The organism is Achromobacter sp. LC458, assembly GCF_001005835.2.
Lineage (GTDB): Bacteria > Pseudomonadota > Gammaproteobacteria > Burkholderiales > Burkholderiaceae_B > Achromobacter > Achromobacter spanius_B.
Genome location: NZ_LBHW02000010.1, coordinates 144345 through 167061 on the forward strand (window position 1 = coordinate 144345; position 22717 = coordinate 167061).

General features: G+C 65.3%; 21 protein-coding genes. 10 read left to right on the forward strand and 11 right to left on the reverse strand.

Features of this window, described 5'->3' with window-relative positions:
• Nucleotides 1–23 precede the first annotated feature (23 nt).
• Together YH64_RS11210 and cysS are read right to left on the reverse strand one after the other, a co-directional pair.
• Complete coding sequence (locus YH64_RS11210; protein ID WP_046804159.1) at nucleotides 24–668, reverse strand: DNA-3-methyladenine glycosylase; 645 nt, start codon at nucleotides 666–668, stop codon at nucleotides 24–26.
• A gap of 20 nt (nucleotides 669–688) precedes the next feature.
• Nucleotides 689–2143, reverse strand: coding sequence for a cysteine--tRNA ligase (cysS, locus tag YH64_RS11215; RefSeq protein WP_046804160.1), 1455 nt, complete (start codon nucleotides 2141–2143; stop codon nucleotides 689–691).
• Nucleotides 2144–2464: 321 nt separating this feature from the next.
• Here cysS and YH64_RS11220 point away from each other — a divergent pair, with 321 nt between their 5' ends.
• The 3 genes from YH64_RS11220 to YH64_RS11230 all read left to right on the forward strand — a co-directional run bounded on the left by YH64_RS11220 (nucleotide 2465) and on the right by YH64_RS11230 (nucleotide 4558).
• Nucleotides 2465–3148 (forward strand): tetratricopeptide repeat protein, encoded by a 684-nt coding sequence (locus tag YH64_RS11220; protein ID WP_046804161.1) that lies wholly within the window; start codon nucleotides 2465–2467, stop codon nucleotides 3146–3148.
• Nucleotides 3149–3282: 134 nt separating this feature from the next.
• Entirely contained in the window at nucleotides 3283–3792 is a 510-nt protein-coding gene (locus YH64_RS11225; protein ID WP_046804162.1) for a peptidylprolyl isomerase, read from the forward strand.
• Nucleotides 3785–4558: a UDP-2,3-diacylglucosamine diphosphatase gene (locus YH64_RS11230; RefSeq protein ID WP_046804163.1), complete on the forward strand. Its 774-nt coding sequence runs from the start codon at nucleotides 3785–3787 to the stop codon at nucleotides 4556–4558. The genes YH64_RS11225 and YH64_RS11230 overlap by 8 nt, the downstream gene beginning before the upstream one ends.
• A 107-nt stretch (nucleotides 4559–4665) precedes the next feature.
• On the opposite strand, the gene YH64_RS11235 is transcribed toward YH64_RS11230, so the two are convergent.
• The 3 genes from YH64_RS11235 to YH64_RS11245 all read right to left on the reverse strand — a co-directional run bounded on the left by YH64_RS11235 (nucleotide 4666) and on the right by YH64_RS11245 (nucleotide 8112).
• Nucleotides 4666–5529: an undecaprenyl-diphosphate phosphatase gene (locus tag YH64_RS11235; RefSeq protein ID WP_046804164.1), complete on the reverse strand. Its 864-nt coding sequence runs from the start codon at nucleotides 5527–5529 to the stop codon at nucleotides 4666–4668.
• A gap of 18 nt (nucleotides 5530–5547) precedes the next feature.
• Nucleotides 5548–7134 (reverse strand): TerC family protein, encoded by a 1587-nt coding sequence (locus YH64_RS11240; protein ID WP_046804165.1) that lies wholly within the window; start codon nucleotides 7132–7134, stop codon nucleotides 5548–5550.
• Between the two features lie 192 nt (nucleotides 7135–7326).
• Nucleotides 7327–8112, reverse strand: a complete 786-nt coding sequence (locus tag YH64_RS11245; protein WP_046804166.1) for an inositol monophosphatase family protein — start codon at nucleotides 8110–8112, stop codon at nucleotides 7327–7329.
• Nucleotides 8113–8242: 130 nt separating this feature from the next.
• On the opposite strand from YH64_RS11245, the gene YH64_RS11250 reads away from it, so the two are divergent.
• Nucleotides 8243–9034 (forward strand): RNA methyltransferase, encoded by a 792-nt coding sequence (locus tag YH64_RS11250; protein ID WP_104144229.1) that lies wholly within the window; start codon nucleotides 8243–8245, stop codon nucleotides 9032–9034.
• 75 nt (nucleotides 9035–9109) lie between these two features.
• On the opposite strand, the gene YH64_RS11255 is transcribed toward YH64_RS11250, so the two are convergent.
• The gene (locus YH64_RS11255; protein ID WP_046804168.1) at nucleotides 9110–10099 is read right to left on the reverse strand and encodes a tripartite tricarboxylate transporter substrate binding protein; all 990 of its coding nucleotides are present in this window, start codon (nucleotides 10097–10099) and stop codon (nucleotides 9110–9112) included.
• A 160-nt stretch (nucleotides 10100–10259) separates the two neighbouring features.
• Here YH64_RS11255 and YH64_RS11260 point away from each other — a divergent pair, with 160 nt between their 5' ends.
• A complete protein-coding gene (locus YH64_RS11260; RefSeq protein WP_046804169.1) occupies nucleotides 10260–11021 on the forward strand; it encodes an IclR family transcriptional regulator in 762 nt (253 codons plus the stop codon).
• A gap of 114 nt (nucleotides 11022–11135) precedes the next feature.
• Here the strand turns inward: YH64_RS11260 and YH64_RS11265 are convergent, their stop codons facing one another.
• The 5 genes from YH64_RS11265 to YH64_RS11285 all read right to left on the reverse strand — a co-directional run bounded on the left by YH64_RS11265 (nucleotide 11136) and on the right by YH64_RS11285 (nucleotide 17194).
• Nucleotides 11136–11981 carry a mechanosensitive ion channel family protein gene (locus YH64_RS11265; RefSeq protein ID WP_046804170.1) on the reverse strand — a complete coding sequence of 282 codons (846 nt, stop codon included), beginning with the start codon at nucleotides 11979–11981 and terminating at the stop codon, nucleotides 11136–11138.
• A gap of 108 nt (nucleotides 11982–12089) precedes the next feature.
• Complete coding sequence (locus YH64_RS11270; RefSeq protein ID WP_046804206.1) at nucleotides 12090–13202, reverse strand: DUF1513 domain-containing protein; 1113 nt, start codon at nucleotides 13200–13202, stop codon at nucleotides 12090–12092.
• A complete protein-coding gene (locus YH64_RS11275; protein ID WP_046804207.1) occupies nucleotides 13192–14220 on the reverse strand; it encodes an imelysin family protein in 1029 nt (342 codons plus the stop codon). Before YH64_RS11275 ends, YH64_RS11270 begins: the two co-directional genes overlap by 11 nt.
• A 161-nt stretch (nucleotides 14221–14381) precedes the next feature.
• Nucleotides 14382–15899, reverse strand: a complete 1518-nt coding sequence (locus YH64_RS11280) for a di-heme oxidoredictase family protein (RefSeq protein WP_046804171.1) — start codon at nucleotides 15897–15899, stop codon at nucleotides 14382–14384.
• Nucleotides 15896–17194 carry an imelysin family protein gene (locus tag YH64_RS11285; protein WP_046804172.1) on the reverse strand — a complete coding sequence of 433 codons (1299 nt, stop codon included), beginning with the start codon at nucleotides 17192–17194 and terminating at the stop codon, nucleotides 15896–15898. The genes YH64_RS11280 and YH64_RS11285 overlap by 4 nt, the downstream gene beginning before the upstream one ends.
• Before the next feature lie 210 nt (nucleotides 17195–17404).
• Here YH64_RS11285 and YH64_RS11290 point away from each other — a divergent pair, with 210 nt between their 5' ends.
• The 5 genes from YH64_RS11290 to YH64_RS11310 all read left to right on the forward strand — a co-directional run bounded on the left by YH64_RS11290 (nucleotide 17405) and on the right by YH64_RS11310 (nucleotide 22692).
• Nucleotides 17405–18331, forward strand: a complete 927-nt coding sequence (locus YH64_RS11290; protein ID WP_046804208.1) for a LysR family transcriptional regulator — start codon at nucleotides 17405–17407, stop codon at nucleotides 18329–18331.
• Between the two features lie 105 nt (nucleotides 18332–18436).
• A complete protein-coding gene (locus tag YH64_RS11295; protein ID WP_046804173.1) occupies nucleotides 18437–19237 on the forward strand; it encodes a class II aldolase/adducin family protein in 801 nt (266 codons plus the stop codon).
• 130 nt (nucleotides 19238–19367) lie between these two features.
• Complete coding sequence (locus YH64_RS11300; protein ID WP_046804174.1) at nucleotides 19368–20327, forward strand: tripartite tricarboxylate transporter substrate binding protein; 960 nt, start codon at nucleotides 19368–19370, stop codon at nucleotides 20325–20327.
• A 127-nt stretch (nucleotides 20328–20454) separates the two neighbouring features.
• A complete protein-coding gene (locus tag YH64_RS11305) occupies nucleotides 20455–21444 on the forward strand; it encodes an NAD(P)-dependent oxidoreductase (protein WP_046804175.1) in 990 nt (329 codons plus the stop codon).
• Nucleotides 21445–21684: 240 nt separating this feature from the next.
• Entirely contained in the window at nucleotides 21685–22692 is a 1008-nt protein-coding gene (locus YH64_RS11310) for an ABC transporter substrate-binding protein (RefSeq protein WP_046804176.1), read from the forward strand.
• Nucleotides 22693–22717 lie beyond the last annotated feature (25 nt).

The following is a 22717-nucleotide window of genomic DNA, read 5'->3' on the forward strand; positions in this document are numbered from 1 at the left end:
GTAGATGGGCTGCCTGGTGTGCATCAGTATTGAACCGGTGTCGGTTCCAGACTGCGCCATAGATACCAGGTCGCCACGGTACGCCAGGGCTGCCACGCCAGCGAGACTTCGCGAGCCTCGAAGCGCGAGACAGGCTCGCCACTGAAATAGTGAAGCGAGATTGCCTTGAGCAACCCTGGATCATCCAGCGGCAGGACGTCAGGCCGCTGTAGATTGAAAATCAAAAACATCTCCGCCGTCCAGCGCCCAATGCCCCGGATGGCGACCAATTCAGAAATAACCGCTTCGTCGTCCATGGCCGCCCACTTTTCAGGGTGGACGCGGCGTTCGCCGAAGTGCACGGCAAGGTCCAGCACGTACTCGGCCTTGCGCTGGGACAAGCCGGCGCGGCGCAAGCCATCGACGCCTACGCGCAGTACGGCCACGGGCGTGGGGCGCTTGCCGACGGCTTCGATGAATTTGGTCCAGGCGGCGTCGGCCGCCTTGGTGGACACCTGCTGCCCGATGATGGCGCGCGCCAGCGTCACGAACGGCGTGCCGCGCGACGTGAGCCACACCTCGGGATGCTGCGGGATGACTTTTTTCAGGATGCGGTCGCGCCGCATCAGATGGGCGACGGCCGCTTCCCAATAGTCAGGCTTGGGAATGTCGAGATCGGCAGCGGACATATCAGGCGTATCCACTGGGCTCAGGCCCGCCGCCATTGCGTCAAGCCACCCGGCTTGTCGTCAAGTTCGATACCGGCCTCGCGCAGTTCGGCGCGGATGCGGTCGGCCTCGGCGAAGTCACGGGCGGCCTTGGCGGCGGCGCGCGCATCGATCAGCGACTGGATGGCGGCCGCGTCCAGCGTGGCGCGCGGGCCCTGCTCGATAGCGGCGGCCGAATAGCGCGTGGGCGACTGGAAGTACGTTGCCGGGTCCTGCTGCAACAAACCCAACAACGACGCCAGCGCCTTCAACTGGCCGGCGCTGCGCGCGTTTTTGTCGCGGTTGGCCTCGGTGGCCAGTTCAAACAGGGCCGCCACGGCGCCCGAGCTGTTGAAGTCGTCGTCCATGGCCGCCTTGAAGGCCTGGGCCTGCGGCTCGCTCCAGTCGATGCCCTGGTCGTCGGCCGGCACGTTCTGCAAGGCCTGGTACAGGCGGTCCAGTGCGTTTTGCGCGTCGACCAGGTTGTCGGGGGTGTAGTTCTGCGAACTGCGATAGTGGTTGCGCACAATGAAGAAGCGCACCATTTCGGCTTCGCGCGGGTTGACGCGGTAGTCGGCGTCGTCCGCCGCCGGGTCGCCCAACGCCACGGTCTGGCGGATGGTGCGGAAGTTGCCCAACGATTTGGACATCTTGTCAGAATCCACCATCAGCGGGCCGCAGTGCATCCAGATGTTGGCCAGCGTGCCGCCGAACGCGCCTTCGGTCTGCGCGATTTCGTTTTCGTGGTGCGGGAATTTCAGGTCGGGACCGCCGCCGTGGATATCCAGCGGCAGGCCCAGCAAGGATTGGCTCATGGCCGAGCATTCGATGTGCCAGCCGGGGCGGCCCATGCCGTAGGGCGATTCCCATTTGGTGTCGGCGGGTTCGTCGGCCTTGGCCGACTTCCACAGCACGAAGTCCAGGGGGTCGCGCTTGGCCGAGCCCACCGCCACGCGTTCGCCGGCGCGCAGGTCGTCCAGTGTCTTGCCGGACAGCTTGCCGTAACCGGCAAAGCCACGCACGGCGTAGTTCACGTCGCCGTCGTCGGCCTGGTAGGCCAGGCCGTTCTGCTCCAGCTTGCCGATGATGTCCAGCATGTCGCCCACGTATTGCGTGGCGCGCGGCTCGCGGTCGGGCGATTGAACACCCAGCGCGCGCTCGTCGGCATGCATGGCGGCAATATAGAACTCGGTCACCTCGCCGATACGGCGGCCGGTTTCCACGGCGCGACGGATGATCTTGTCATCGATGTCGGTGATATTGCGCACGTAGTTCACGGCCAGACCGCTGGCGCGCAGCCAACGCTGCACGACGTCAAACGACACCAGCATGCGGGCATGGCCCAGATGGCAGAAGTCGTACACGGTCATGCCACACACGTACATGCGCACCTGACCAGCCTGGGCCGGTTTGAACGGTTCTTTGGTACGCGATAACGTGTTGTAGATTTGCAGCATGGCGCTTATGTATTGGTCTGATTGCTTTCCGCGGCGAAATCGGAAAAAGTTGCTGGGGCGGGACGATACGCCGGTATCACCGGTATCACCGGTGTCACCGATACCCCCGGTACCGCCGATACCCTCGATACCCCCGGTACCGGTGATATCCCCGGTACCGTGCGTCCTGCCGGGGGGCTCCAGCTCGACATCTCTGTTCCAGCTCAAGCTCTTGCCGAAACAAAAACGCAACCGGGGCTAAAATGGCGGTCGTCAAGTATAGCAAGCGGCCCGGTCGCACGCGTAAGTGCTGCCCGGCCACGACTTTTAACGGATACCCACGTGACTATCAAGCCGCGTTTTTGTGTCGCCCTGCTCGCGCTGGCCTTTGCCGGCGCGCCGGCCGGTAGCGCCCTTGCCCAGTCGATGGCCGGCGGCGGTGGGGCCAGCCCCAACGCCACGCGCACCACCCTGGACCCCATCCCCCCCGAAGGCGGCTGGGACAGTCTGGCCAAACTGCTGGAAGCAGCCAAGCCCGGTGTCGACACGCGCTTGACGCCGTCGCCCTCACAGATCACCAACCGCATCGAAATGCTGCTGAACCGCGGCGATAACGAAGAAGCGTTGGCGATGATCGAAAAGCGCGAGGCCGAAATCAAGGACCAACGCGGCACCGATGTGCAGTTGATGTTCCAGCACGCGCGCGCACTGGCCGCCCTGAACCGCACGGGCGAAGCCATCGACATCTACACCGACATGACCACGCGTTTCCCCGAGTTGCCGGAACCTTGGAACAACCTGGCCGCTCTATATGCCAGCCGCGGTGAACTTGAAAAAGCGCAAGACGCCCTCCAAATGGCACTACGCGCTGACCCCGGCTACGCCGCCGCCCGAGCCAACCTGGGCGATCTGCAACTTCTACAGGCCCTGCGCACTTACAAGAAGGCCGCCAGCGATGGCGTGCCCGGCATGCAGGAGAAGGCCCGTGAAGTCGAAACCATGCTGAAGGATAAACAAGGCAAATGATGTCCCGTTACTCACCCTTCCACCTGCTGCGCCTGACGGCGTGCTCGTTCGCGCTGGCCGCATTTGCCCCAGCGCTTGTCAGCGCCGCCCCAGCGGCCTCCTCCACCACCACTACTTCTGAAGGCACAAAAGCCATGAGCACCAACCCGCGCGTCAAGCTTGTTACGAACCAAGGCGATATGGTCATCACCCTGGATGCCGCCAAGGCGCCCAAGACCGTCGAGAATTTCCTGACCTACGTCAAGGAAGGCTTCTACAACGGCACGGTGTTTCACCGCGTGATCGACGGTTTCATGATCCAGGGCGGCGGCTTCGAACCCGGCATGAAGCAAAAGCAAACGCATGCCCCGATCGAAAACGAAGCCAACAACGGCTTGAAGAACGACAAGTACACCCTGGCGATGGCCCGCACCAGCGACCCGCACTCGGCCACCGCGCAGTTCTTCATCAACGTGTCCAACAATGATTTCCTGAACTTCACGTCGCCCACGCCGAACGGCTGGGGCTACGCTGTGTTCGGCACCATCACCGAAGGCACCGACGTGGTCGAAAAGATCAAGGGCGTGAAGACCGGCAACAAGGGCTTCCACCAGAACGTGCCCAACGAAGACGTGATCATCGAGAAGGCCGAGATTCTTGATTAAGATTGCCCTGCCCGGCCCGATCTGGCTGGCGTCCGACCTGCACTTGGGGCCGGCCACGCCGGCCACCTCCGGGGCATTCCTGGCGTTTCTGGAGGCCGCGCGGCAGGAAGCTGCCGCGTTGCTGCTGCCGGGCGACATCTTTGACGCCTGGATCGGCGATGACGTGATCCGCGCCGCACCGCCGTGGCTTGCCACGGTGCTGACGGCGCTGCGCGACACCAGCGCACGCATCCCGGTATGGCTGGGGCGCGGCAACCGCGACTTCCTCATCGGGGAAGAATTGGCTACGGCGGTGGGCGCCAAGCTCTTGCCCGAGCCCGCCCTGCTGCAAACGGATGCCGGCCCGGTGCTGCTGACGCACGGCGACGAGTTCTGTACGGACGACGCCGCGTATCAGCAGTTCCGCAAGATGGTCCGCAATCCGCAGTGGCAAGCCGAGTTCCTGGCCAAGACCATCCCCGAGCGCCTGGCGATGGCGCAGCAGGCTCGCGGCGAAAGCCAGGCAGCCAACCAGACGAAGTCCATGGAAATCATGGACGTCAATGGCGCCGCCATCGAGGCGATCTTCCGCGACAGCGGCGTGCCCGTACTGGTCCATGGCCACACGCATCGCCCGGCGCGTCACGTGCTGGACGTGGACGGCAAGAAGCGTGAACGCTGGGTGCTGCCCGACTGGGATTGCGACCACGTGTCGCCCCCGCGCGGTGGCTGGCTGATCATCGATAGCGATGGGCTGACGTTCTACGACCTGGAAACGGAATCGTAAGAGTAAGACTCAGGACAAAGCCGAACGCTGTGCAATGCCGGCAACGGCCGCACCATGAAAATGGCCTCGCAACCGCGAGGCCATTTTTTATGCGCGACTGAAAGGGACTAGCGCGTGAAGATCCACGCGGCGACCACCGCGCCGAACACGATGCGATACCAGGCAAACACGCGGTACGTGTGGTTGGCCACGAAGCGCAGCACCGCGCGCACCACCACCATCGCGCTCAGGAACGCCGCGATGAAGCCCACGGCGATGCCGGACAGGTCGTGCTGGGTCAGCAGGCCGAAGTTCTTGTACATATCGAAAACGGCCGCGCCCAGCATCGTGGGCATGGCCAGGAAGAACGAGAACTCCGTGGCCGTCTTGCGCTGGATGCCGGCGATCATGCCGCCGATGATGGTGGCGCCCGACCGCGACGTGCCCGGGATCATGGCAAAGCACTGGGCCACGCCCACGCCCAGCGCCTGCTTCCAGGTGATCTGTTCCAGCGTGTGCGCCGATGCCCGTTCGTCGGACGCCGTGTCGTCGGCGGCGCCCGGCGCGTCGCCCGGGGTGTGATGCGTCCGGCGTTCCACGTACAGCATGATCAGGCCGCCCACCACCAGCGTCACCACCACCACGCCGGGGTGATAGAACACCGACTTGATGGTCTTGATGAAGATGGCGCCGATGACCGCGGCGGGCAGAAACGCGATGATCAGGTTGCGGGTGAAGGCCACCTCGCTGGCCACGCCGGTCAAGGTGCCCCGGATCAGCTGCATCAGCCGCGCGCGGAACACCCACATCACCGCCAGGATCGAGCCCAGCTGGATGACCACTTCGAACACCTTGCCATCGCCGGACTGAAAGTTGATCCAGTCGCCCACCAGGATCAGGTGGCCGGTGCTGGACACGGGGATGAACTCGGTCAGGCCTTCAAGAATGCCAAGAATGAAGGCCTTGATCAGATAGAGCGCGTTGTCAGTCACGATAGGTAGGGGTTCCGGTTAATCGTTGGCCAGCGGGGCTTCGTCCGACAGCATTTCCTGTGGCCGCTTTTCAACGCGCACCAGCGCGATCCGGCGGCCGTCCATTTCCAGCACCTCGAAGCGGAAGCGCTGGTGATGGGCTTCGTGTTCGCAGACATCGCCGGGCTTGGGCAGGTGGCCAAAGCGTGACAGCAGGTAGCCTGCAAGGGTGGAAAAGTCTTGGGCCTCGTCGACCAGCCCTTCGGTTTCCAGCACCTGTTCGACGTGGTGCAGGTCGGCCGCACCGTCGATCTTCCAGGTGTTGTCGCCGTCGGCCACGATGTCGGGCAGTTCGTCTTCGTCGGGGAATTCACCGGCGATGGCCTCGAACACGTCGATGGGGGTAACCAGCCCTTCGATGGCGCCGAATTCATCGGCCACCAGCACCAGCTGCCCGCGCGAACGCTTCAGCGTGTCCATCAACCGCAGGATGCCGATCGACTCGTGCACGATGATGGGATCGCGCAGCCGGTTGCGGCGCACGCGGCCTTCGGTGATCAGGTCGGCGACCAGGTCCTTGGCCCGCGCGATGCCCAGCACTTCGTCCAGCGACCCCCGGCACACCGGGAAAAAGCTGTGCGGCGCCTCGGTCAACTGGCGGCGGATCAGTTCCGGGTCGTCGTCGATATTGACCCAGGACACATCCGTGCGCGGCGTCATGATCGACCGGATGGAACGTTCGGCCAGCGTCAGCACGCCGCTGACCATGTTGCGTTCTTCCACGCCGAACGCCGGGATGGCCGGGCCGTCGGCATTGGGCAGGTCGGCTTCGTCGCTGGTGGGCGGGCGCTTGCCCAGCATGCGCAGCACGGCCGACGCGGTACGTTCGCGCATCGGGCGGCGGGCGTCCAGCTTGAGCAGGTTGCGGCGCGCCACCTGGTTCAGCGCTTCGATGGCTACCGAGAAACCAATGGCCGCATACAGGTAGCCCTTGGGCACCTTGAAGCCAAAGGCTTCGGCCAGCAGCGAAAAGCCGATCATCAGCAAGAAGCCCAGGCACAGGACCACCACGGTCGGGTGCGCGTTGACGAACCGCGTCAGCGGCTTGGAGGCCAGCAGCATGATGCCGATGGCAATGACCACGGCGATCATCATGATGGCAAGGTGATCCACCATGCCCACGGCGGTGATGACCGAGTCCAGCGAGAACACCGCGTCCAGCACCACGATCTGCGTAACGATCACCCAGAAGCTGGCGTACACGCGCGGCCCGGAGGACCCCGCGTGCTGGCCGCCTTCCAGGCGCTCGTGCAGTTCCATCGTGCCTTTGAATAGCAGGAACAGGCCGCCCACCATCAGGATCAGGTCGCGCCCCGAAGGCGACACCGGACCGACTGTGAACAAGGGGGTGGTCAAGGTGACCAGCCACGACATGACGGACAGCAGGCCAAGCCGCATGATCAGGGCCAGGCTCAACCCCATGATGCGCGCGCGGTCGCGTTGCGCAGGGGGCAGCTTGTCCGCCAGGATGGCGATGAAAATCAGGTTATCAATGCCCAGGACGATCTCAAGGACGACCAGGGTAAGCAAGCCGACCCACGCTGCGGGGTCTAGCAGCCACTCCATCAGGAGCTCCAGAAGTTACACGACCGGTAATCGTACATGGAAAATTCGTGACATGCCGGTGACACGCGGCCCTCCGTTTGCCTGATGGCCAATGGTTTTCAGCCATGTGCATGGCTTGTGTTCGCCGTGCGAGGGCCATAAAAAAAACCGGCCCGAAGGCCGGTCTGTTGCAGGCCGCATCGGCCCGCGCGATCAGGCGGCGGACGGCGGGTTCAGCGACGTCAGCAACTGCGTGAAGATCTTGGGCGTGGCGGCCAGGACGTTGCCGCTGTCCATCCAGCCTTGTTCGCCGTCGAAATCGGCGATCAGGCCACCGGCTTCCAGCACCATCAGGCTGCCGGCGGCCAGATCCCAGGGCTTCAGGCCCACGCCGCAGAAGCCGTCCAGGCGGCCGCTGGCCACGTAGGCCAGGTCCAGCACGGTGGAACCCATGCGGCGCACGCCCGTGACGCTTTCGGCCATATGGCGGAAACGCTGCGAACCCTGTTCGGGATCGCCGGCGTTGGGCCAGTGCGCGCCCAACAGGGCTTCGTGGTAGCGGGTGCGGCCCGAGACGCGCACGCGGCGGTCGTTCAGGAAGGTGCCGCTGCCACGGCTGGCCGTGAACAGTTCATTGCGCGAGGGGTCATAGATGACCGCTTGCGTGACTTGGCCGCGCTGGGTCAGCGCGATCGACACGGCGTAGTTGGGCAGGCCGTGGATGAAGTTGGTGGTGCCGTCCAGGGGATCGATGATCCATTGGAATTCGGCCTGGTCGGGACCTTGCAGCCCGAATTCCTCGCCCAGCACGGCATGGTCCGGGTAAGCGGCATGCAGTGTCTCGACGATGGACTCCTCGGCGGCGCGATCGACTTCCGTGACATAATCGCGCGGCCCCTTGCGAGCCACGCTGAGTCGTTCCAAATCCATGCTGGCACGGTTGATAATGGTGCCGGCACGCCGGGCCGCCTTGATGGCGATGTTGAGCATCGGGTGCATAAAATTCCGTACGTATGCGGTGGGTTCGCGTGATGATAGGCCACTTGCCGCCCCCCCGAATCGTCGTCGCCCCAACGGGGAAATCGACCCAAAAAACCAGGAAGGCGTGAAGCCAAACGCGCCATTTTAAATGACTCAAGCATTTTCACGTGTTCGCTTCATTATGGTGAACCCCAGCCACCCCGGAAACGTGGGTTCGGCGGCCCGCGCCATCAAGACAATGGGCTTCTCCGAATTGGTCTTGGTAGAGCCTAAATTTCCAGATGTAACCAGCCAGCCCGAAGCCGTGGCTTTGGCCAGCGGCGCGCTGGACGTGCTGGAAAACGCGCGCATCTATCCGTCGCTGGAAGAAGCGCTGGCGCCCGTGACCATGGCATTTGCCTTGACCGCGCGCGTGCGCGACCTGGGTCCTCCGCCCTGCGACATCCGTCAGGCGGCCGACCTGGCCCGCGCGCATCTGGCCGGTACCGCCGAAGGCGTGGCCGCCGTGGTGCTGGGCACCGAACGCGCCGGGCTGACCAACGCGCAAATCGCGCTGTGCCATCGCATTTGCCACATTCCCGCCAACCCGGAATACAGCTCGCTGAACGTGGCCCAGGCCTTGCAGCTGGCCGCCTGGGAGCTGCGCTACGCCCTGCTGGTGGAACAAGGCGCGGCGCTGTTGCCGGCGTCGACCGCGCAAGAGCCGTCGCGCGGCGCCGAGCCCGCTTCGGGCGAGGCCGTGCAGGCGTTCCTGGCGCATTGGGAAGAAGCGCTGATCAGCGTCCAGTTCCTGGACCCGGCGCATCCCAAGAAGTTAATGCCGCGCATGCGCCATCTGTTTTCGCGGCCGGCGTTGACGCGCGACGAAGTGGACATGATGCGCGGCGTCTGCACCGCCATGCTGGCCACCGCGCGGCGCAACGGCGGCGCAAAAAAATAGGGACGGGCGCAAGGCCCGTCCCTTTGGGATCACAGCCCCGGCAGCAACTGGTGCTGGCCGGGGTGCGTCCCGCTATCAGTCCACCTTGGCGCCCGAGGCCTTGACCACCGGGGCCCAGCCTTCGACTTCCGACTTGATGAACGCGCCGAATTCAGCCGGCGTGGTCTTCACGCCCACGGCGCCCAGCTTTTCATAGCTGGTCTGCACGGAAGGCTTGTCCAGCGCTTTCTGCATGGCGGCGTTCAGCGTGTTGATCACTTCCGGCGGCGTGCCCGCCGGGGCCAGCAGGCCGAACCAGGAGGACACGTCAAAATCGGTAAAGCCCGATTCCTTCATGGTGGGCAGGTCCGGCGCGCTCTTGGAGCGGTCGCTGGTGGTGACGGCCAGGGCGCGCAGCTTGCCCGATTGGGCGTGCGGCCATGCCGACGGCATGTTGTCGAACATGAATTGCACCTGGCCGCCGATCAGGTCGGTCATGGCCGGCGCGCTGCCCTTGTAGGGCACGTGCAGCACGTCAATGCCCGCCTTCATCTTGAACAGCTCGCCCGCCATGTGGATGGAGGTGCCGCTGCCCGACGAGGCAAAAGCCAGCTTGCCCGGGTTCTTCTTGGCGTAATCGACCAGTTCCTTGACCGACTTGACCGGCACTTCCGGGTTCACGACCAGGATATTGGGCACTTTGGCGCCCAGGGCGACCGGGGCGAAGTCCTTGGTCAGATCGAACGTGACGTTCTTGTACAGCGTCTGGTTGATGGCGCTGGTGACGGCCACGAACAGCAGCGTGTAGCCATCCGGGGCGGCGCGCTGCACCTGGTCGGTGGCGATGTTGCTGCCGGCGCCCGGTTTGTTTTCAACCACGAACGACTGGCCCAGGGCCTCGGTCAGTTCCTTGGCCATGATGCGGGCGATCACGTCGGTGGTACCACCGGCGGAAAATCCGACCACGATGCGGACGGGTTTGTCAGGGTATGCAGCATGGGCGGAACCCATTGCGAAGGCGCTTGCGGCGGTAGCCAGAAGGGTGGCGGCAAAACGCCGCAGGCCAGGCTTTTGACCTGTAGTCATAGTGTCTCCGTGCAGGTACTGTCCATTAGATGGACGATTCGAATTATTTGATGACGCATTTTGAGCTATACACGACGGTTGCATCAAGGTAGAGTCCACGCTACGGACAATGGTTTTCCCTTGACCGTTCCGCAATAACCCTAAGTTTTCAGAGATTTGCATGCAAGACAGTGATGCCGCGGCCGCAGGCCCACGTACGTTGCGGCGCGGACTTGCCGTGCTGGCCGCCCTGCGCGACCAAGGGCCCGACGGCCTCAGCGTGACCGATATCGCCCGCTTGACGGGCATACAGCGCCCCACCATCTACCGCCTGTTGGCCGCCCTGTTGGACGCCGGCTTGGTGCTGCCCGTGACGGGCACCAAGAAATATCGCGCCCAGCTGGCCGTGGACCCCGACACCCGCTCGCGCGATCCGCGCGTGCGTCAACTGCTGCCCGTGTTGCGCCGCCTGGCGGACCGCACGGGCGACGCCGTGTTCCTGGTGGTGCGCGACGATGATGATTCCATCAGCCTGCATCGCGAGATCGGCAGCTATCCGGTGCAGATCCTGGCCACCTACGCCGGCAAGCGCCAGCCGCTGGGCGTGGGCTCAGGCGGCATGGCGCTGCTGGCCGCGCTGCCGGACGACATCGCACGCGGCATCGTCGACCGCAATTCGGGTCGGCTGGACGAATACGGCGGCATGACGCCGCAGGAAATGTACCGGCTGATCGACAACACCCGCGCGCGCGGCTATTCCGTGGTGGGCAACCATGCGGTACGTGGCGCGCTGGGCGTGGGCTGCGCGCTGCTGGATTCGCACGGTTCGCCGCTGCTGGCCGTCAGTGTCACGGCCATCATCGACCGCATGCCGGCCCAGCGTCAACGCGAGATCGCGGGCTGGATCAAATCGGAACTGGCGCGGCTGGCGATGCAGGCTTGATGGCGAACCAGAGGGTGGACCAGATGGCGGACCAGATGGCGGACGCCTTCTTGGCCGCATGAAACAACGGGCGCCCGAAGGCGCCCGTTTGCATGCTCGACAAGCTGGCGACCATCAGGTGGCCGCGTCAGCCTTGCCGGCAGTCTTGGGGTTCTGGATTTCGCGCAGCGGAATCGGCGGCTGAAAGCCGGCCGCTTCCAGCGAGGTGCGGATTTCCTGGTACAGGCCCCAGCGCAGATCCCAATACTTGCTGGATTCCGCCCACACGCGCACGTTCACGATGACGCCGCTTTCCTTGTACTCAAACACCTTGATCTGCGGCTCCGGATCCATCAGCGCATCCGGGCGCGCGGCCACGATTTCCTTAAGCTTGTTCATCACCTGATCCAGGTCGTCGCCATAGCGCACCGGCACCGGGATATCGAGGCGGCGCGTTTTGTTGCGGCTGTAGTTGGTGATGGTGGCGTTCCAGACGGTGCTGTTGGGCAGCGTCAGGTGGATGCCATCGCCTTGCACCAGCCGGGTCAGGAACAAGCCCACTTCGGCCACCGTGCCGTCAGCGCCGGAGCTCAGGGCGATGTATTCGCCCGCGCGGATGGGGCGCAAGATCAGCAGCATGATGCCGGCCGCGATGTTTTGCAGCGTACCTTGCAGCGCCAGGCCCACAGCCAGACCGGCGGCGCCCAACACGGCGATCAAGCTGGCCGTCTGCACGCCAAACCGCGCCAGCACGGCGATGACGGTAAAGATGCGCACGGCCCACACGACCGTGCTGTAGAACATCGGCACGATGGTCGGGTCGATCTTGCTGGATCGCGTTGCCGCACGTCGCACCCAACTGCCCAGCAGCGACGACACCCACCAGCCGATGATCAGGATCAGCAGGGCCACCGACAGATTGATGCCCATATCAACCAGCCTGGGGGCCCAGGCGTGGAATTCGTTCAAGGCGTCTTCCATGGAATTTTCCACAAAAAATAACAACCGAAAACTGTATCAGATGACGCCGACGCAAAGGGGCGCGGCGCGGGCTTGCTATGTCAAGCTTTGTAAGTGCCGTGCGCAGTGTCAGGCTTTGACGACGCGGAAGTGGTTGTCCCAGGACAGCTCGCGCGAAGGCGGCAGCACCGGTGCCTGGTAACCCGTGGCATCGGCGCGCAGCATGGCGCCCAGGCCGCTGCTGATCAGAAACCCGGTTTCGGGCGCGGGCGCCACGCCGCACCCGTCGGCCAATGGCGTCGTGCCCAGGCAGCGGCCGCTGGCCGCGTCCCAATACATCACCTGCCCGCCCACCGGGCTGGACGTGGCGATGACGCCGCCCGCCGCATCCACCGTGACCGACCCGACGTAGTTGCGCATATTGCGCAGCGTCTCGGCCGGCCCCTCGAACAGTTCCAGCGGCGCGCCGCGCCGATGCCGCCCGACCAGCGCGGGCCGATCCGATGCCGGTCCCATGTACTGGCAGCCGAACCACACGCAGCCGTCGGCCGCCAGCGCCAGATGCCGGATCGACAAGCGATGCAGCGTGGGCGGCAACTCCACCTTTTCAAGCAACCGGCCACTGGCCGCGTCGATATAGGCCAGCGATGGCCGCATCGTGTCCAGGTTCAGTTCCAGCTTGCCGTAATCGGGATGCGTCAGGATGCCGCCGTTGGCGACGCACAGCGTCTTGCCGTCCGGCATCAATACGACTTCGTGCGGACCGATACCGGCCGAATCGAATTCGCCGATTCGGCGCCACGCGCCGCCCGGCGAGGCATCGTAGATGCCCAGCACACCGCGCCCGCCTTCGAAGTCGTTTTCCGTGGCGGCCAACAGGCGCCCGCCATCAATAAACGCGCCATGTCCGAAAAAATGGCGTTCGTCCGGCACAGGCAAAGCCTGCGGCTGGCCCTTGTCACGCAACGAAAACGCCACGGCAAAAAAGCCCGGCTGGCGGCCGAACACCACCGCGCGCTGGCGCGCGGCGTCGATGGCAAAGCTATGGCCTCGCGCGGGCATCGGCACCACCAGACGGTCGTGCCCGGCCTCGTTCAGCAACACGGCTTCGTCGCGGCCGCCGCGCTTGCGCGCGCTGAGATACAACGCGCCGCCATCGGCGGGCAGCACCGCCCGCGCGGCGTTGGGCGACAAGCCCAGCGCCGTGGCCAGCATCAGGAAGCGGCGGCGGTCAATCACCATCAAGCGCATTGAACCCGATGGTGACACCCAGCGCCGGGGCCAGATCCTGGTCGACGATGGCCTTGGCGTTCTGGATGGTCAGCGAGGCCAACAGCAACAAGCGGCGCCCTTCTTCGTCTTGCAGCGCGGCGTCCAGCGGGGCGGGCACGGCTTGCAAGGTCTGGGCGGCGGACTGCAATTCGCCGCGCACGGACACATCCATCCAGTCGCTGCCGGCGGGCAAGGCATAGGCGCCCGCCTGATAGAACGCCCTCAAGCCATCCAGATTCGCCGCCAGCAAGCGCGTGGACATGCCGCTGCGCCAGAACGCGGCGCGCTTGGGCCGCGCGGCGTCGGGGGACTCGCCCAACACCGGCAGGATCTTCACGTCGCGGGCAAACTGCAAACCGGTCGACAAGGCCTTCATGGCCTCGGCGGCAATTTCCTGGGGGTCGCGGTACAGGTCGTTGCCGGCTTGCGGCTTGGCGAACTGGCGGCCGAACTCGCCTTGCGGGCTCCAGGCCTGGGCCACATCGCGCGATATCGTCGTAACGTTGGCGGCCACCGCGCGGGCATAGCCGCAGGCGTAGGCAAAGGTCGGCGCGCCGGTCTGCTTGAGCAGCGCGGGGTCGCCGTACAGCACGTATTCCAGCGCGGGCAGGCCCTGCACCGCCACGCTGCGGCCGGCCAGCGCGCCGGGCGCGAGCAAGGCGGCGTCTTGCGCGGCGATCAACTGCTGCACCTGGCGCGGCATGACGCCGCGCGTGTCGGGCCAGAACGCCAGCCGTTCAAAGCGGTTGGCTTGCACCAGCGGGCCAAAACGCAGAATCTCGACGCCGGACCACGCCAGCGCCAACTGTGTATAGGCGTCGGCCACGCGCGTGGCACCGGCGGCATCCGGCCTGGCGCACCAGCCGCCCAGCGCGCCATCCAGCGCGGCGGCGGCATCCACCATCTTGCTGACGGCCGGGCGGGCGTAGTCGCGTGCCAGCCGCTCGCCCAGGTCCGGGGAAAGTTGCGCCTGCACGGCCAGCGGCATGGCCAGCAGCGCGGCCGCCAGGGTGGCCTTCGATGCCAAGGATTTCAATGCAAAGGCGTTCAGCGCGGTGGACTTCAATGCGGCGCTCTTCGTCACCAGGGCATTCCACGCAATCGCCCTGCCCCGCGCAGCCTTAACCCCCGCTTGCGTCATAGATGCCATCACAACGACTCCAGGAAACGAATCAGATCAGCGCGTTCGTCCGGCGTCATCGCCACGACGCGATCGCGCGCGGGTTTGCCCGCGCCGCCATGCCACAGCACCGCTTCCAGCAGCGTACGGGCGCGCCCGTCGTGCAGCCACGTCGCCGTGGGATTCACGGTCTTGGTCAGGCCGATGCCCCACAGCGGCGGCGTGCGCCACTCGCGGCCGGTGGCCTGGCCGTCGGACACGCCATCGGCCAGGTCATCGCCCATGTCGTGCACCAGCATGTCGGTGTACGGCCAGATCAGCTGAAACCGGTGTTCCGGCTGCTTGGCGTTGCGGCTGGTCACGTACTTGGGCACGTGACACGCCACGCAGTTGGCTTGGTAGAACAGCTTCTTGCCGGCCAGCACGCGCGCGTCGTCGGCATCGCGGCGCTGCGGCACCGCCAGGTTGGTGGAATAGATGGTCACGAAGTCCATCAGTTTGGCCGGCACCTCTTCCGGACCAAAGCGCGGCTGCGCGCCATGCGGCATATCCAGGCACTGCTTCTGCGCGGGCGTGCAGTCGCCCGAATGCTTCGGGAACAGCGGCGTGGACAAACCCATGTCGTTGGAGAACGCGGCGGCGCTCTGCTGTTCAACGGTGGGCTGGCCCGCCTTCAGATTGAAGCGGCCCAGCACGCGCTTGCCGCTGCGCGCGTCGGTCACCCAATTCGGCTTGCCCACGATGCCGTCGCGCTTGTCCGCGCCCACGTTGGCCAGGATGTCGGCTTCGTGTATGGATTCCAGCAGGCCCAGCCCGATCATGGGCGGCGCCAGGCGCGGCGAAATCTGCGTGTCGGCGCGCAGGGGGCCATAACCCGGGTTTTCGATGCGATACGTGGGCTTCATCAACGTGGCCGTCTCGCCGCCGTTCAATGCCACCGCGATGGGCGCGTATTCGATTTCCATGCGGCCTTCGGCCGGCAGCCCCGCCACCGCGAAGTTCTGCAATTGCACGCCGTAGACGGGTTCGGGCAACTCGGCCAGTTCGCCGGGCGCCAGCGTCGGATGACCACGGTCCGGCCCGCGCGGCACCGCAAGGCGCAACAGCAGCGCCACGGCGTCAGTGCGTTCCAGGGGGTCGAAGCCTGGCACGGTGCCACGCCCGTCCTTCGTGTGACAGGCCTGGCACGAGCGCGCGTTAAACAGCGGCCCCAGGCCGTCGGAGGCCTGCGTCGATGCCGGCGCCGACACCCAGTCCTTGCGGAACAGGCCGTTGCCCACCTGAAATTCCTGGCGGCCCTCGAAGCTCATGTTGGCCGAGGGCTGGGAAAAGATATCGGCGTTGATCAGTTTATTGGTGGTGGCCGCCCCGGCCTGCATGGTCTCGAAGGTTTCAACCTTGGAGAAATCGCGCGTGGGCGCGGTGATGGCGGTGACGCGTTTTTGGTCTTCGGGCGTTAGGTCGTCACGCCCGGCAGTAACTTCGGTGGCAGCGGCGGCGCCGGCGCAGGCCGACGCCGCCAGTACGGCGGCTAGAACGAGTTTCACTTGAATACGGCGTCAGGTTTATCCAGGCTGTCGGAACCTTCGATGGCTACCTTGCCAAGCTCAAGCAACGTGATCACGCGTTCCAGGCTACGGGTCTGGTCCACCAGGCCGTCGATGGCGGCCTGCACCACGGCGTTGCCTTCCTTATTGCCGTCCGCAATCATCTGGTCGTACGTTTCCACCGTTTCGGCGCGCGTCTTCATGGCCTGCATGGCCGCCACGGTGGCGTCCAGCTTGGCGCGCACTTCGGCGTCCAGCTTGGGATCGCGCGCCTTGACCAGTTCAGACAGGCTGGCGCCCGTGACCTGCTTGCCGTCGATGCGGGTGTAGGTGCCCAGGTAGACGTTACGGATACCGATCTGGTCGTAGTAGTGCGAATTGTGGGTGTTGTCCGAGAAGCAATCGTGCTCTTCTTCGGGGTCGTGCAGCATCAGGCCCAGCTTCATGCGTTCGCCGGCCAATTCGCCGTACGACAAGCTGCCCAGGCCCGTCAGCATGGCGATCAGGCCCGCCTTGGGATCTTCTTCCACGGCCTTGCGCGCCGCGCCGTCCTTCTTCCAGTTGCCGACCATTTCTTCCAGGTCGGTCACCAGCAGGTCGGTCACGGCCTTCAGGAATTGCACGCGGCGTTCGCAGTGGCCGCCCGTGCATTGCTTGGTGTCGAAGTCGGTATGCGGGCGGTTGCCCGAATGGCGTTCTTGCGGCGTGCCCTTGCGGTCCGCCGGCGCCGGGCCGGTACCGTTCAGGTCCTGGCCCCACAGCAGGAATTCGATGGCGTGATAGCCGGTGGCCACGTTGGCTTCGTTGCCGTCGGCTTCGTGCAGCACTTCGGACAACAGCTGCGGCGTGATCTTGCTGACGTCCACCGTCTTGCCGCCGACCGAAATCTTTGAATTGGCGATGACGTTGACGGCGTAGTAGGCGTTTTCGTCGTTGTCGGTGCCGTACGAGGCATCCACATAGTCGATCAGGCCTTCGTCCAGCGGCCAGGCATTCACGCGGCCTTCCCAGTCGTCGACGATGGGGTTGCCGAAGCGATACGCCTCGGTCTGCTGGTAGGGCACGCGCGCGGCCAGCCAGGCTTCGCGGGCGGCCTTCAGCGTGTCGGGGCTGGGCTTGGCGATCAGCGCGTTGATGGCAGAGCGCAGCGTCTTGGCGGCGGCCAGCGAATCTTCATAGCCCGCCAGCGCCAGATCCGAATAGGTGGCGACGACAGCACGGGGTTCCGCCGCCGCGTGGGCCGTTCCCCCGAATACCGCTGCGGCCAACATCGCACCCAACAACAACTTGCGCATCGACTTTCTCCCGTGACTCGAACGGTGTCCGCCCCCGCGGCGGGCCGTTCCGACTTCAATTTTGTGGATGCGAGTGTAAACAATTTTCGTTTGATGTTCAGCGCCAAGTCAGATACCTGACATTTTTTTGAACGACATCCGCGCAAAAAAATGCGCGCCACCAAAGCGTGCCGCTACTATCCCGCTATTACCGTCCCCGTTTTGAAGACCATGGAACTGCGTCAACTCCGCTACTTCGTGCGCGTGGCAGAACTTGGCAGCATCGGCCGGGCAGCGCGCGATCTGGGCGTGGTGGCCTCGGCGCTAAGCCAGCAGATCAGCCGCCTGGAAAGCGAATTGGCGACGCGCTTGCTGATGCGCACGCACACCGGCGTGGTGCCCACCGCCGCCGGCACCGCGTTTCTGCGCCAGGCCCGGCTGACACTGCGGCACGCAGAACACGCCGTGGCCGCCGCGCGCGAGGCCCGGCTGTCGGGCATGGTCAGCGTGGGCTTTGCGCCCACCACGGCGTCCATGTTGGCCCGGCCGTTCTACGCGGCCATGGCCGAACGCTATCCCAACGTGCGGCTGCATCTGGTCGAAGGCTTGTCCGGCAACCTGGGCGACCAGCTGAACAACCGGCGTCTGGACCTGGCGGTGCTGTTCCAGAATGACAGCAGCCAGGGCCGCAGCGCCATCCCGGTGCTGGACGAAAAATTGTTCCTGCTGGCCCAGCGCGGCGTGTTCGCCTTGCCCGACGGCGAACCCGCCACCATCGACCAGTTGGCCGGCCTGCCGCTGGCCGTGACCAGCAAGGCCCATGGCCTGCGCGCCTGGGTAGAAGCCGCCTTCGAACGCGTCGGCATCGAGCCCTGGGTGGCGGTGGAAGTGGACGGGCTGACGACCTTGATGGACCTGGTGCAGGCCAACCCCATCGCCACCATCCAGCCGGGCGCCGCCGTGGCGCGGGCCGAGGCCGGACTGTTGAACATGCACCCCATCGACGACCCCTTCCTATACCGCCGCAACGCCGTCTACTGCATCAACGACGAAGAACTGTCACCCGCCGCGCTGGCCGCGCGCGTGGTGCTGGTGGACGTGATGCGTGCGCAGGTGCGCCACGGCGGCTGGCCCGGCGCCACCCTTCTGGATTCGTGATGCCCCCATGCCGGGCGCAGGGCTAGGCCACGCCAGGTCACACGCATACATTGCATTGGTGAACGCCGTGGCATGGTGCCGCGGCAACGGACCTCTGCAAAGCTGATGACCACTGACTCCCGACGCCCGGGCACGCTTCCCATTGCTTCCATGCGGCCGCACTGTTCCGACCAGGAATGGCAGGCCCGTGTCGATCTGGCCGCCTGTTACCGGCTGGTCGAGCTTTACGGCATGGCCGACATGATGGCCAACCACATCTCGGCCCGCGTGCCGGGCGAAGACAACGCGTTCCTCATCAACCCCTACGGGATGATGTACGAAGAGATCACGGCGTCCAGCCTGATCAAGGTGGACCTGGACGGCACCATCCTGGCCAAGCCGGACTTTGGCGACATGCACTACGGCATCAACAAGGCCGGCTACGTGATCCACAGCGCGGTGCACGCCGCGCGCCATGACGTGGACTGCGTGATCCACACGCACAGCTGGGCATCGATGGCTGTGGCCTCGCTGGACTGCGGGCTGCTGCCGTTGACGCAGACGGCCATGCGCTTTTTGAAGATTGGCTATCACGACTACCAGGGCGTGGTGCTGGACCTGCAAGAGCAGCAATCCCTGTTGCAGGACCTGGGTCAGGGCGAAGCGCTGATCCTGCGCAACCATGGCGCGCTGACGGTGGGCCGCACGGTGGGCGAGGCCTTTAACTGGATGCATCGGCTGGAGCTGGCCTGCCGCTCCCAATTGGCGGCCATGGCCACGGGCTCGCCGCTGCGCCAGGTCAGCCCCGCCGTGCTGGAAGAAACCTGGAACAACTATCAGCCCGGCACGCGTCGCCCTTACGGCGTCATGGAATGGCCGGCCCTGCTGCGCAAGCTGGACCGCATCGACCCCGGCTTTCGGGATTGACCCCGGCGTCCTGAGCGACGACGGATTCCTGCATTGGAGTCCTGCATTCGATCTTGCATTTCAATGGCGCCGGCCGACGTGGCGGCACGGCGCCGACCTATCCAAACGACAACCACGGACGGAGACAACGATGAATACTGCCCGAGCCCTGCTCGCCGCCGCAGCGGCGGCCTGCGCCTGTACCGCGCCGCCCGCCATAGCCGCCGACTACCCCGACAAGCCTGTGAAGGTGATCGTGGCGTTCACCGCCGGCGGCACCACCGACACGCTGACGCGCAGCATGTCCAACGCGCTGTCCAAGAAGCTGGAGCAACCGTTCGTGGTGGAAAACAAACCGGGCGCGGGCGGCAACATCGGTACCGAGTTCGTGGTGCGCGCCGCGCCCGACGGGCACACGCTGATCGTCAATTCCGTGGGCCCCATCGCGGTGAATGCGTCGCTGGCCAAACTGTCGTTCGACCCCTTGACCGACCTGGTGCCGATGGTGCAGATCGCCACCGTGCCCAACGTGCTGGTCGTGCCGCCGTCCTCGCCCGCCAAGGACATCAAGAGCTTTCTGGTTTACGTCAAAAAGGCGCAGCACTTGAACTACAGCTCTACCGGCGTGGGCACGTCGTCGCACTTGTCCAGCTATATGTTGATGGACCAACTGGGGGTGCAGGCCACGCACGTGCCGTACAAGGGGGCCGACGCGGTCAACGACCTGCTGGCCGGACGCATCGACTTCATGTTCGCCACCATTCCGTCGGTGATCGGGCAGATACGCGCGGGCAAGCTGCGCCCGCTGGCCGTCAGCACGCTGCAACGGTCGGCGACCCTGCCCGAGTTGCCCACCATTGCCGAGTCCGGCTATCCGGGCTTTGATGCCGGATCATGGTTTGGCTTTTTCGGCCCGAAAGGCACGCCGCCCGAGGTGGTCACCGTGATCAACCGCGAAGTCAACGCCGCCCTGCCCTCGCTGAAGGCGCAGATGCTGCATGAAGGCGCCGAGCCCGTGGGTGGCACGCCCGCGCAGTTCTCCACGTTCATCCGCGCGGAACACGACAAGTGGGCCGCGCTGGTGCGCAAGTTCCAACCGGCCGCCAACTAAGCAGCATGCGTAAGCAGCACGCCTAAGCAGCTACATCTCCAAGCAGCCGCCCTTAGCACTCGCCCTTAAGCATTCGCCCCTAAGTAGCCCCCCAGCAGCCGCCCACTGCGTCACCACCGAGCCATCCATGCCGCACGACGAGATCCGCATCCTTTGTTCGCCCGCCGAGGCGGGCGCGCTGCGCCAGGCGCTTGCCAGCGTTGATGCACCGCGCATCGCGCTCTGCCACCCGCAGCCCGGCGAGCCGTGCCCCGCGCACGTCGCGTTTATTTCGCGCGACATCACCGGCGCGTCCACCAAGTTCCAGATCACGCCCGACACGGCGCGTTACTACGACGCGCTGCTGTCCGCGCCTGAGCTGCAATGGGTCCATGTGCACTCGGCCGGCGCGGACCGCGACATCTATCAGCAACTGCACGCGCGCGGCGTCGCCATCACCACGTCACAAGGCGCGACCGACGCCGTGGTTGCGCAAACCGCCATCGCTGGCGTGCTGGCCTTGGCGCGCCGCCTGCCCCTGCTGGCCACCGATCAGCGCGAACACGCGTGGCGGCCTCTGTTGGGCGATCGCACGCCACGCGATCTGGCTGGGCAACACGCCGTGGTGGTGGGCTGGGGCGGCATCGGCCAACGCATCGGCGCGCTGCTGGGCGCGCTGGGGCTGACGCTGTCGGTGGTGCGCCATTCCGCCACGCCCGTGCCACAAGCGCGCCACAGCGTCACCTATGCCGACCTGCGCAGCCTGCTGCCACCGGCCGACTGGCTGGTGCTGGCCTGCCCGTTGACGCCGGCCACGCGTGGGCTGATCGACCAGCAGGCGTTGGCCGCCCTGCCCGCGCACGCGTCGGTCGTCAACGTGGCGCGCGGCCACGTCATTGATGAAGCGGCCTTGATCGACGCCTTGTCGGCGCGTCGACTGGGCGGCGCGTTCCTGGACGTGTTCCAGCAAGAACCGCTGCCGCCGGAGTCCCCGCTATGGTGTTTGGACAACGTCATCGTGACGCCGCACAGCGCGGGTTTCTCGAACGGCAATCGCGCGCGCGTGCGCAGCCTGTTTGTAGACAACCTGCGCCGTTGGACGCGCGCTGAACCGCTGGCCAACCGCCTGGTGGGCTGACGCCGCCGCGTCCGCCAGCCTGCCGACGCCCCGCCCGGCGTTCGAACTGTCCCCTTCAGTGGTGCGTCATGCACCAAAATGGTTCACGCGCGGCACCGGCGCGAGGCCGCCGCGCGCGCCGCCCAGGGCTAACCCCACCCCGGCAAACCTGGCACGGGTTTTGCTTGATGACTGGTATGCAAGCTTGTCTACAAGGCAAGCGTCGCAACACCTTTCACAGCAAGCCCTCCAGGAGCCTTCATGATCAACCGCAATGCGCCTTTCGCCTTCAACGCCACCCGCCGCCGCCTGATCCAGGGCGCTGCCCTGGGCGCCGCGACGCTGGCCGCGCCCGCGCTGGTGCGCGCCCAGTCGGGCCCGGTGATCCGCATCGGTTTCTGGCCGGTGGCCGCCGGCCTGCCGTTCTACGCGGCCGTCGAAAAAGGCTACTTCAAGGAAGCGGGCCTGAACGTCGAGCCGCTGAAGTTCGCAGGCGCGCAGCAGGTCATGGAAGCCATGCTGGCCGGTCGCGCGGACGGCAGCGCCAACGGCACCGGCTCGGCCAACCTGGCCATCGGCGAAATCGCCTCGCCCGGCTTGTTCAAGATTTTTGCGTCCAACCCCAGCAACGCCAAGAACGTGCTGGATGAGTTCATCGTCGCGAAAGATAGTCCCATCAAATCCATAGCAGACCTCAAGGGGAAAAAGGTCGGATCTGGACCCGGCATCCAGAACGCCACGCTGGCCAAAGCAGTACTGGAGCGCGCCGGCGCAACCGGAGCAACCGTGGTCGAGTTGGCAATCAGCCAGCACGTGGCCGCGGTTGCCGCCGGCCAGTTGGATGCGTGCTACACGCTGGAACCCACGGGCACGGTGGGCCGCTTGAACGGCACCACGCGCGTGCTGGAAACAGGCGTGATCGCCAAGTACGTGTTGGGCGATCCGATGGCGCCGTGGTTTGGCGGCTCGGCCTCGCTGACCACCGCGTTCCTGAAAAAGCATCCGGAAGAAAGCAAGAAATTCATCGCGGCCTACGCGCGCGGCATCGAACTGATCCGCACCAAGCCCGCCGAGGCGCGCCCCTTCATGAAGGGCTACACCGCCATCGAAGGCCCCATGACCGAAGAAGTGCCGCTGGCCGCCTACACGCTCTACAACGAGTTCACGCCCAGCGACATCCAGTACTTCCAGAAGTTCTTCGACCTGTTCACCGAGAAGGGCATCTTCGCGCAAAAGGTCGACGTGTCGACCATGCTTTACAAGGGCTGACCCATGACAGCCACGACCGCGACTT

Coding starts and splice junctions, on each gene's coding strand:
- YH64_RS11265 (WP_046804170.1), bottom strand. CDS start 11,981: ATGGAAGACGCCTTGAACGAATTCCACGCCTGGGCCCCCAGGCTGGTT.
- YH64_RS11305 (WP_046804175.1), top strand. CDS start 20,455: ATGCCGCACGACGAGATCCGCATCCTTTGTTCGCCCGCCGAGGCGGGC.
- YH64_RS11210 (WP_046804159.1), bottom strand. CDS start 668: ATGTCCGCTGCCGATCTCGACATTCCCAAGCCTGACTATTGGGAAGCG.
- YH64_RS11245 (WP_046804166.1), bottom strand. CDS start 8,112: ATGCACCCGATGCTCAACATCGCCATCAAGGCGGCCCGGCGTGCCGGC.
- YH64_RS11285 (WP_046804172.1), bottom strand. CDS start 17,194: ATGCGCAAGTTGTTGTTGGGTGCGATGTTGGCCGCAGCGGTATTCGGG.
- YH64_RS11255 (WP_046804168.1), bottom strand. CDS start 10,099: ATGACTACAGGTCAAAAGCCTGGCCTGCGGCGTTTTGCCGCCACCCTT.
- YH64_RS11275 (WP_046804207.1), bottom strand. CDS start 14,220: ATGCCGCTGGCCGTGCAGGCGCAACTTTCCCCGGACCTGGGCGAGCGG.
- YH64_RS11300 (WP_046804174.1), top strand. CDS start 19,368: ATGAATACTGCCCGAGCCCTGCTCGCCGCCGCAGCGGCGGCCTGCGCC.
- YH64_RS11270 (WP_046804206.1), bottom strand. CDS start 13,202: ATGGTGATTGACCGCCGCCGCTTCCTGATGCTGGCCACGGCGCTGGGC.
- YH64_RS11250 (WP_104144229.1), top strand. CDS start 8,243: ATGACTCAAGCATTTTCACGTGTTCGCTTCATTATGGTGAACCCCAGC.
- YH64_RS11295 (WP_046804173.1), top strand. CDS start 18,437: ATGACCACTGACTCCCGACGCCCGGGCACGCTTCCCATTGCTTCCATG.
- YH64_RS11290 (WP_046804208.1), top strand. CDS start 17,405: ATGGAACTGCGTCAACTCCGCTACTTCGTGCGCGTGGCAGAACTTGGC.
- YH64_RS11225 (WP_046804162.1), top strand. CDS start 3,283: ATGAGCACCAACCCGCGCGTCAAGCTTGTTACGAACCAAGGCGATATG.
- YH64_RS11310 (WP_046804176.1), top strand. CDS start 21,685: ATGATCAACCGCAATGCGCCTTTCGCCTTCAACGCCACCCGCCGCCGC.
- YH64_RS11260 (WP_046804169.1), top strand. CDS start 10,260: ATGCAAGACAGTGATGCCGCGGCCGCAGGCCCACGTACGTTGCGGCGC.
- YH64_RS11240 (WP_046804165.1), bottom strand. CDS start 7,134: ATGGAGTGGCTGCTAGACCCCGCAGCGTGGGTCGGCTTGCTTACCCTG.
- cysS (WP_046804160.1), bottom strand. CDS start 2,143: ATGCTGCAAATCTACAACACGTTATCGCGTACCAAAGAACCGTTCAAA.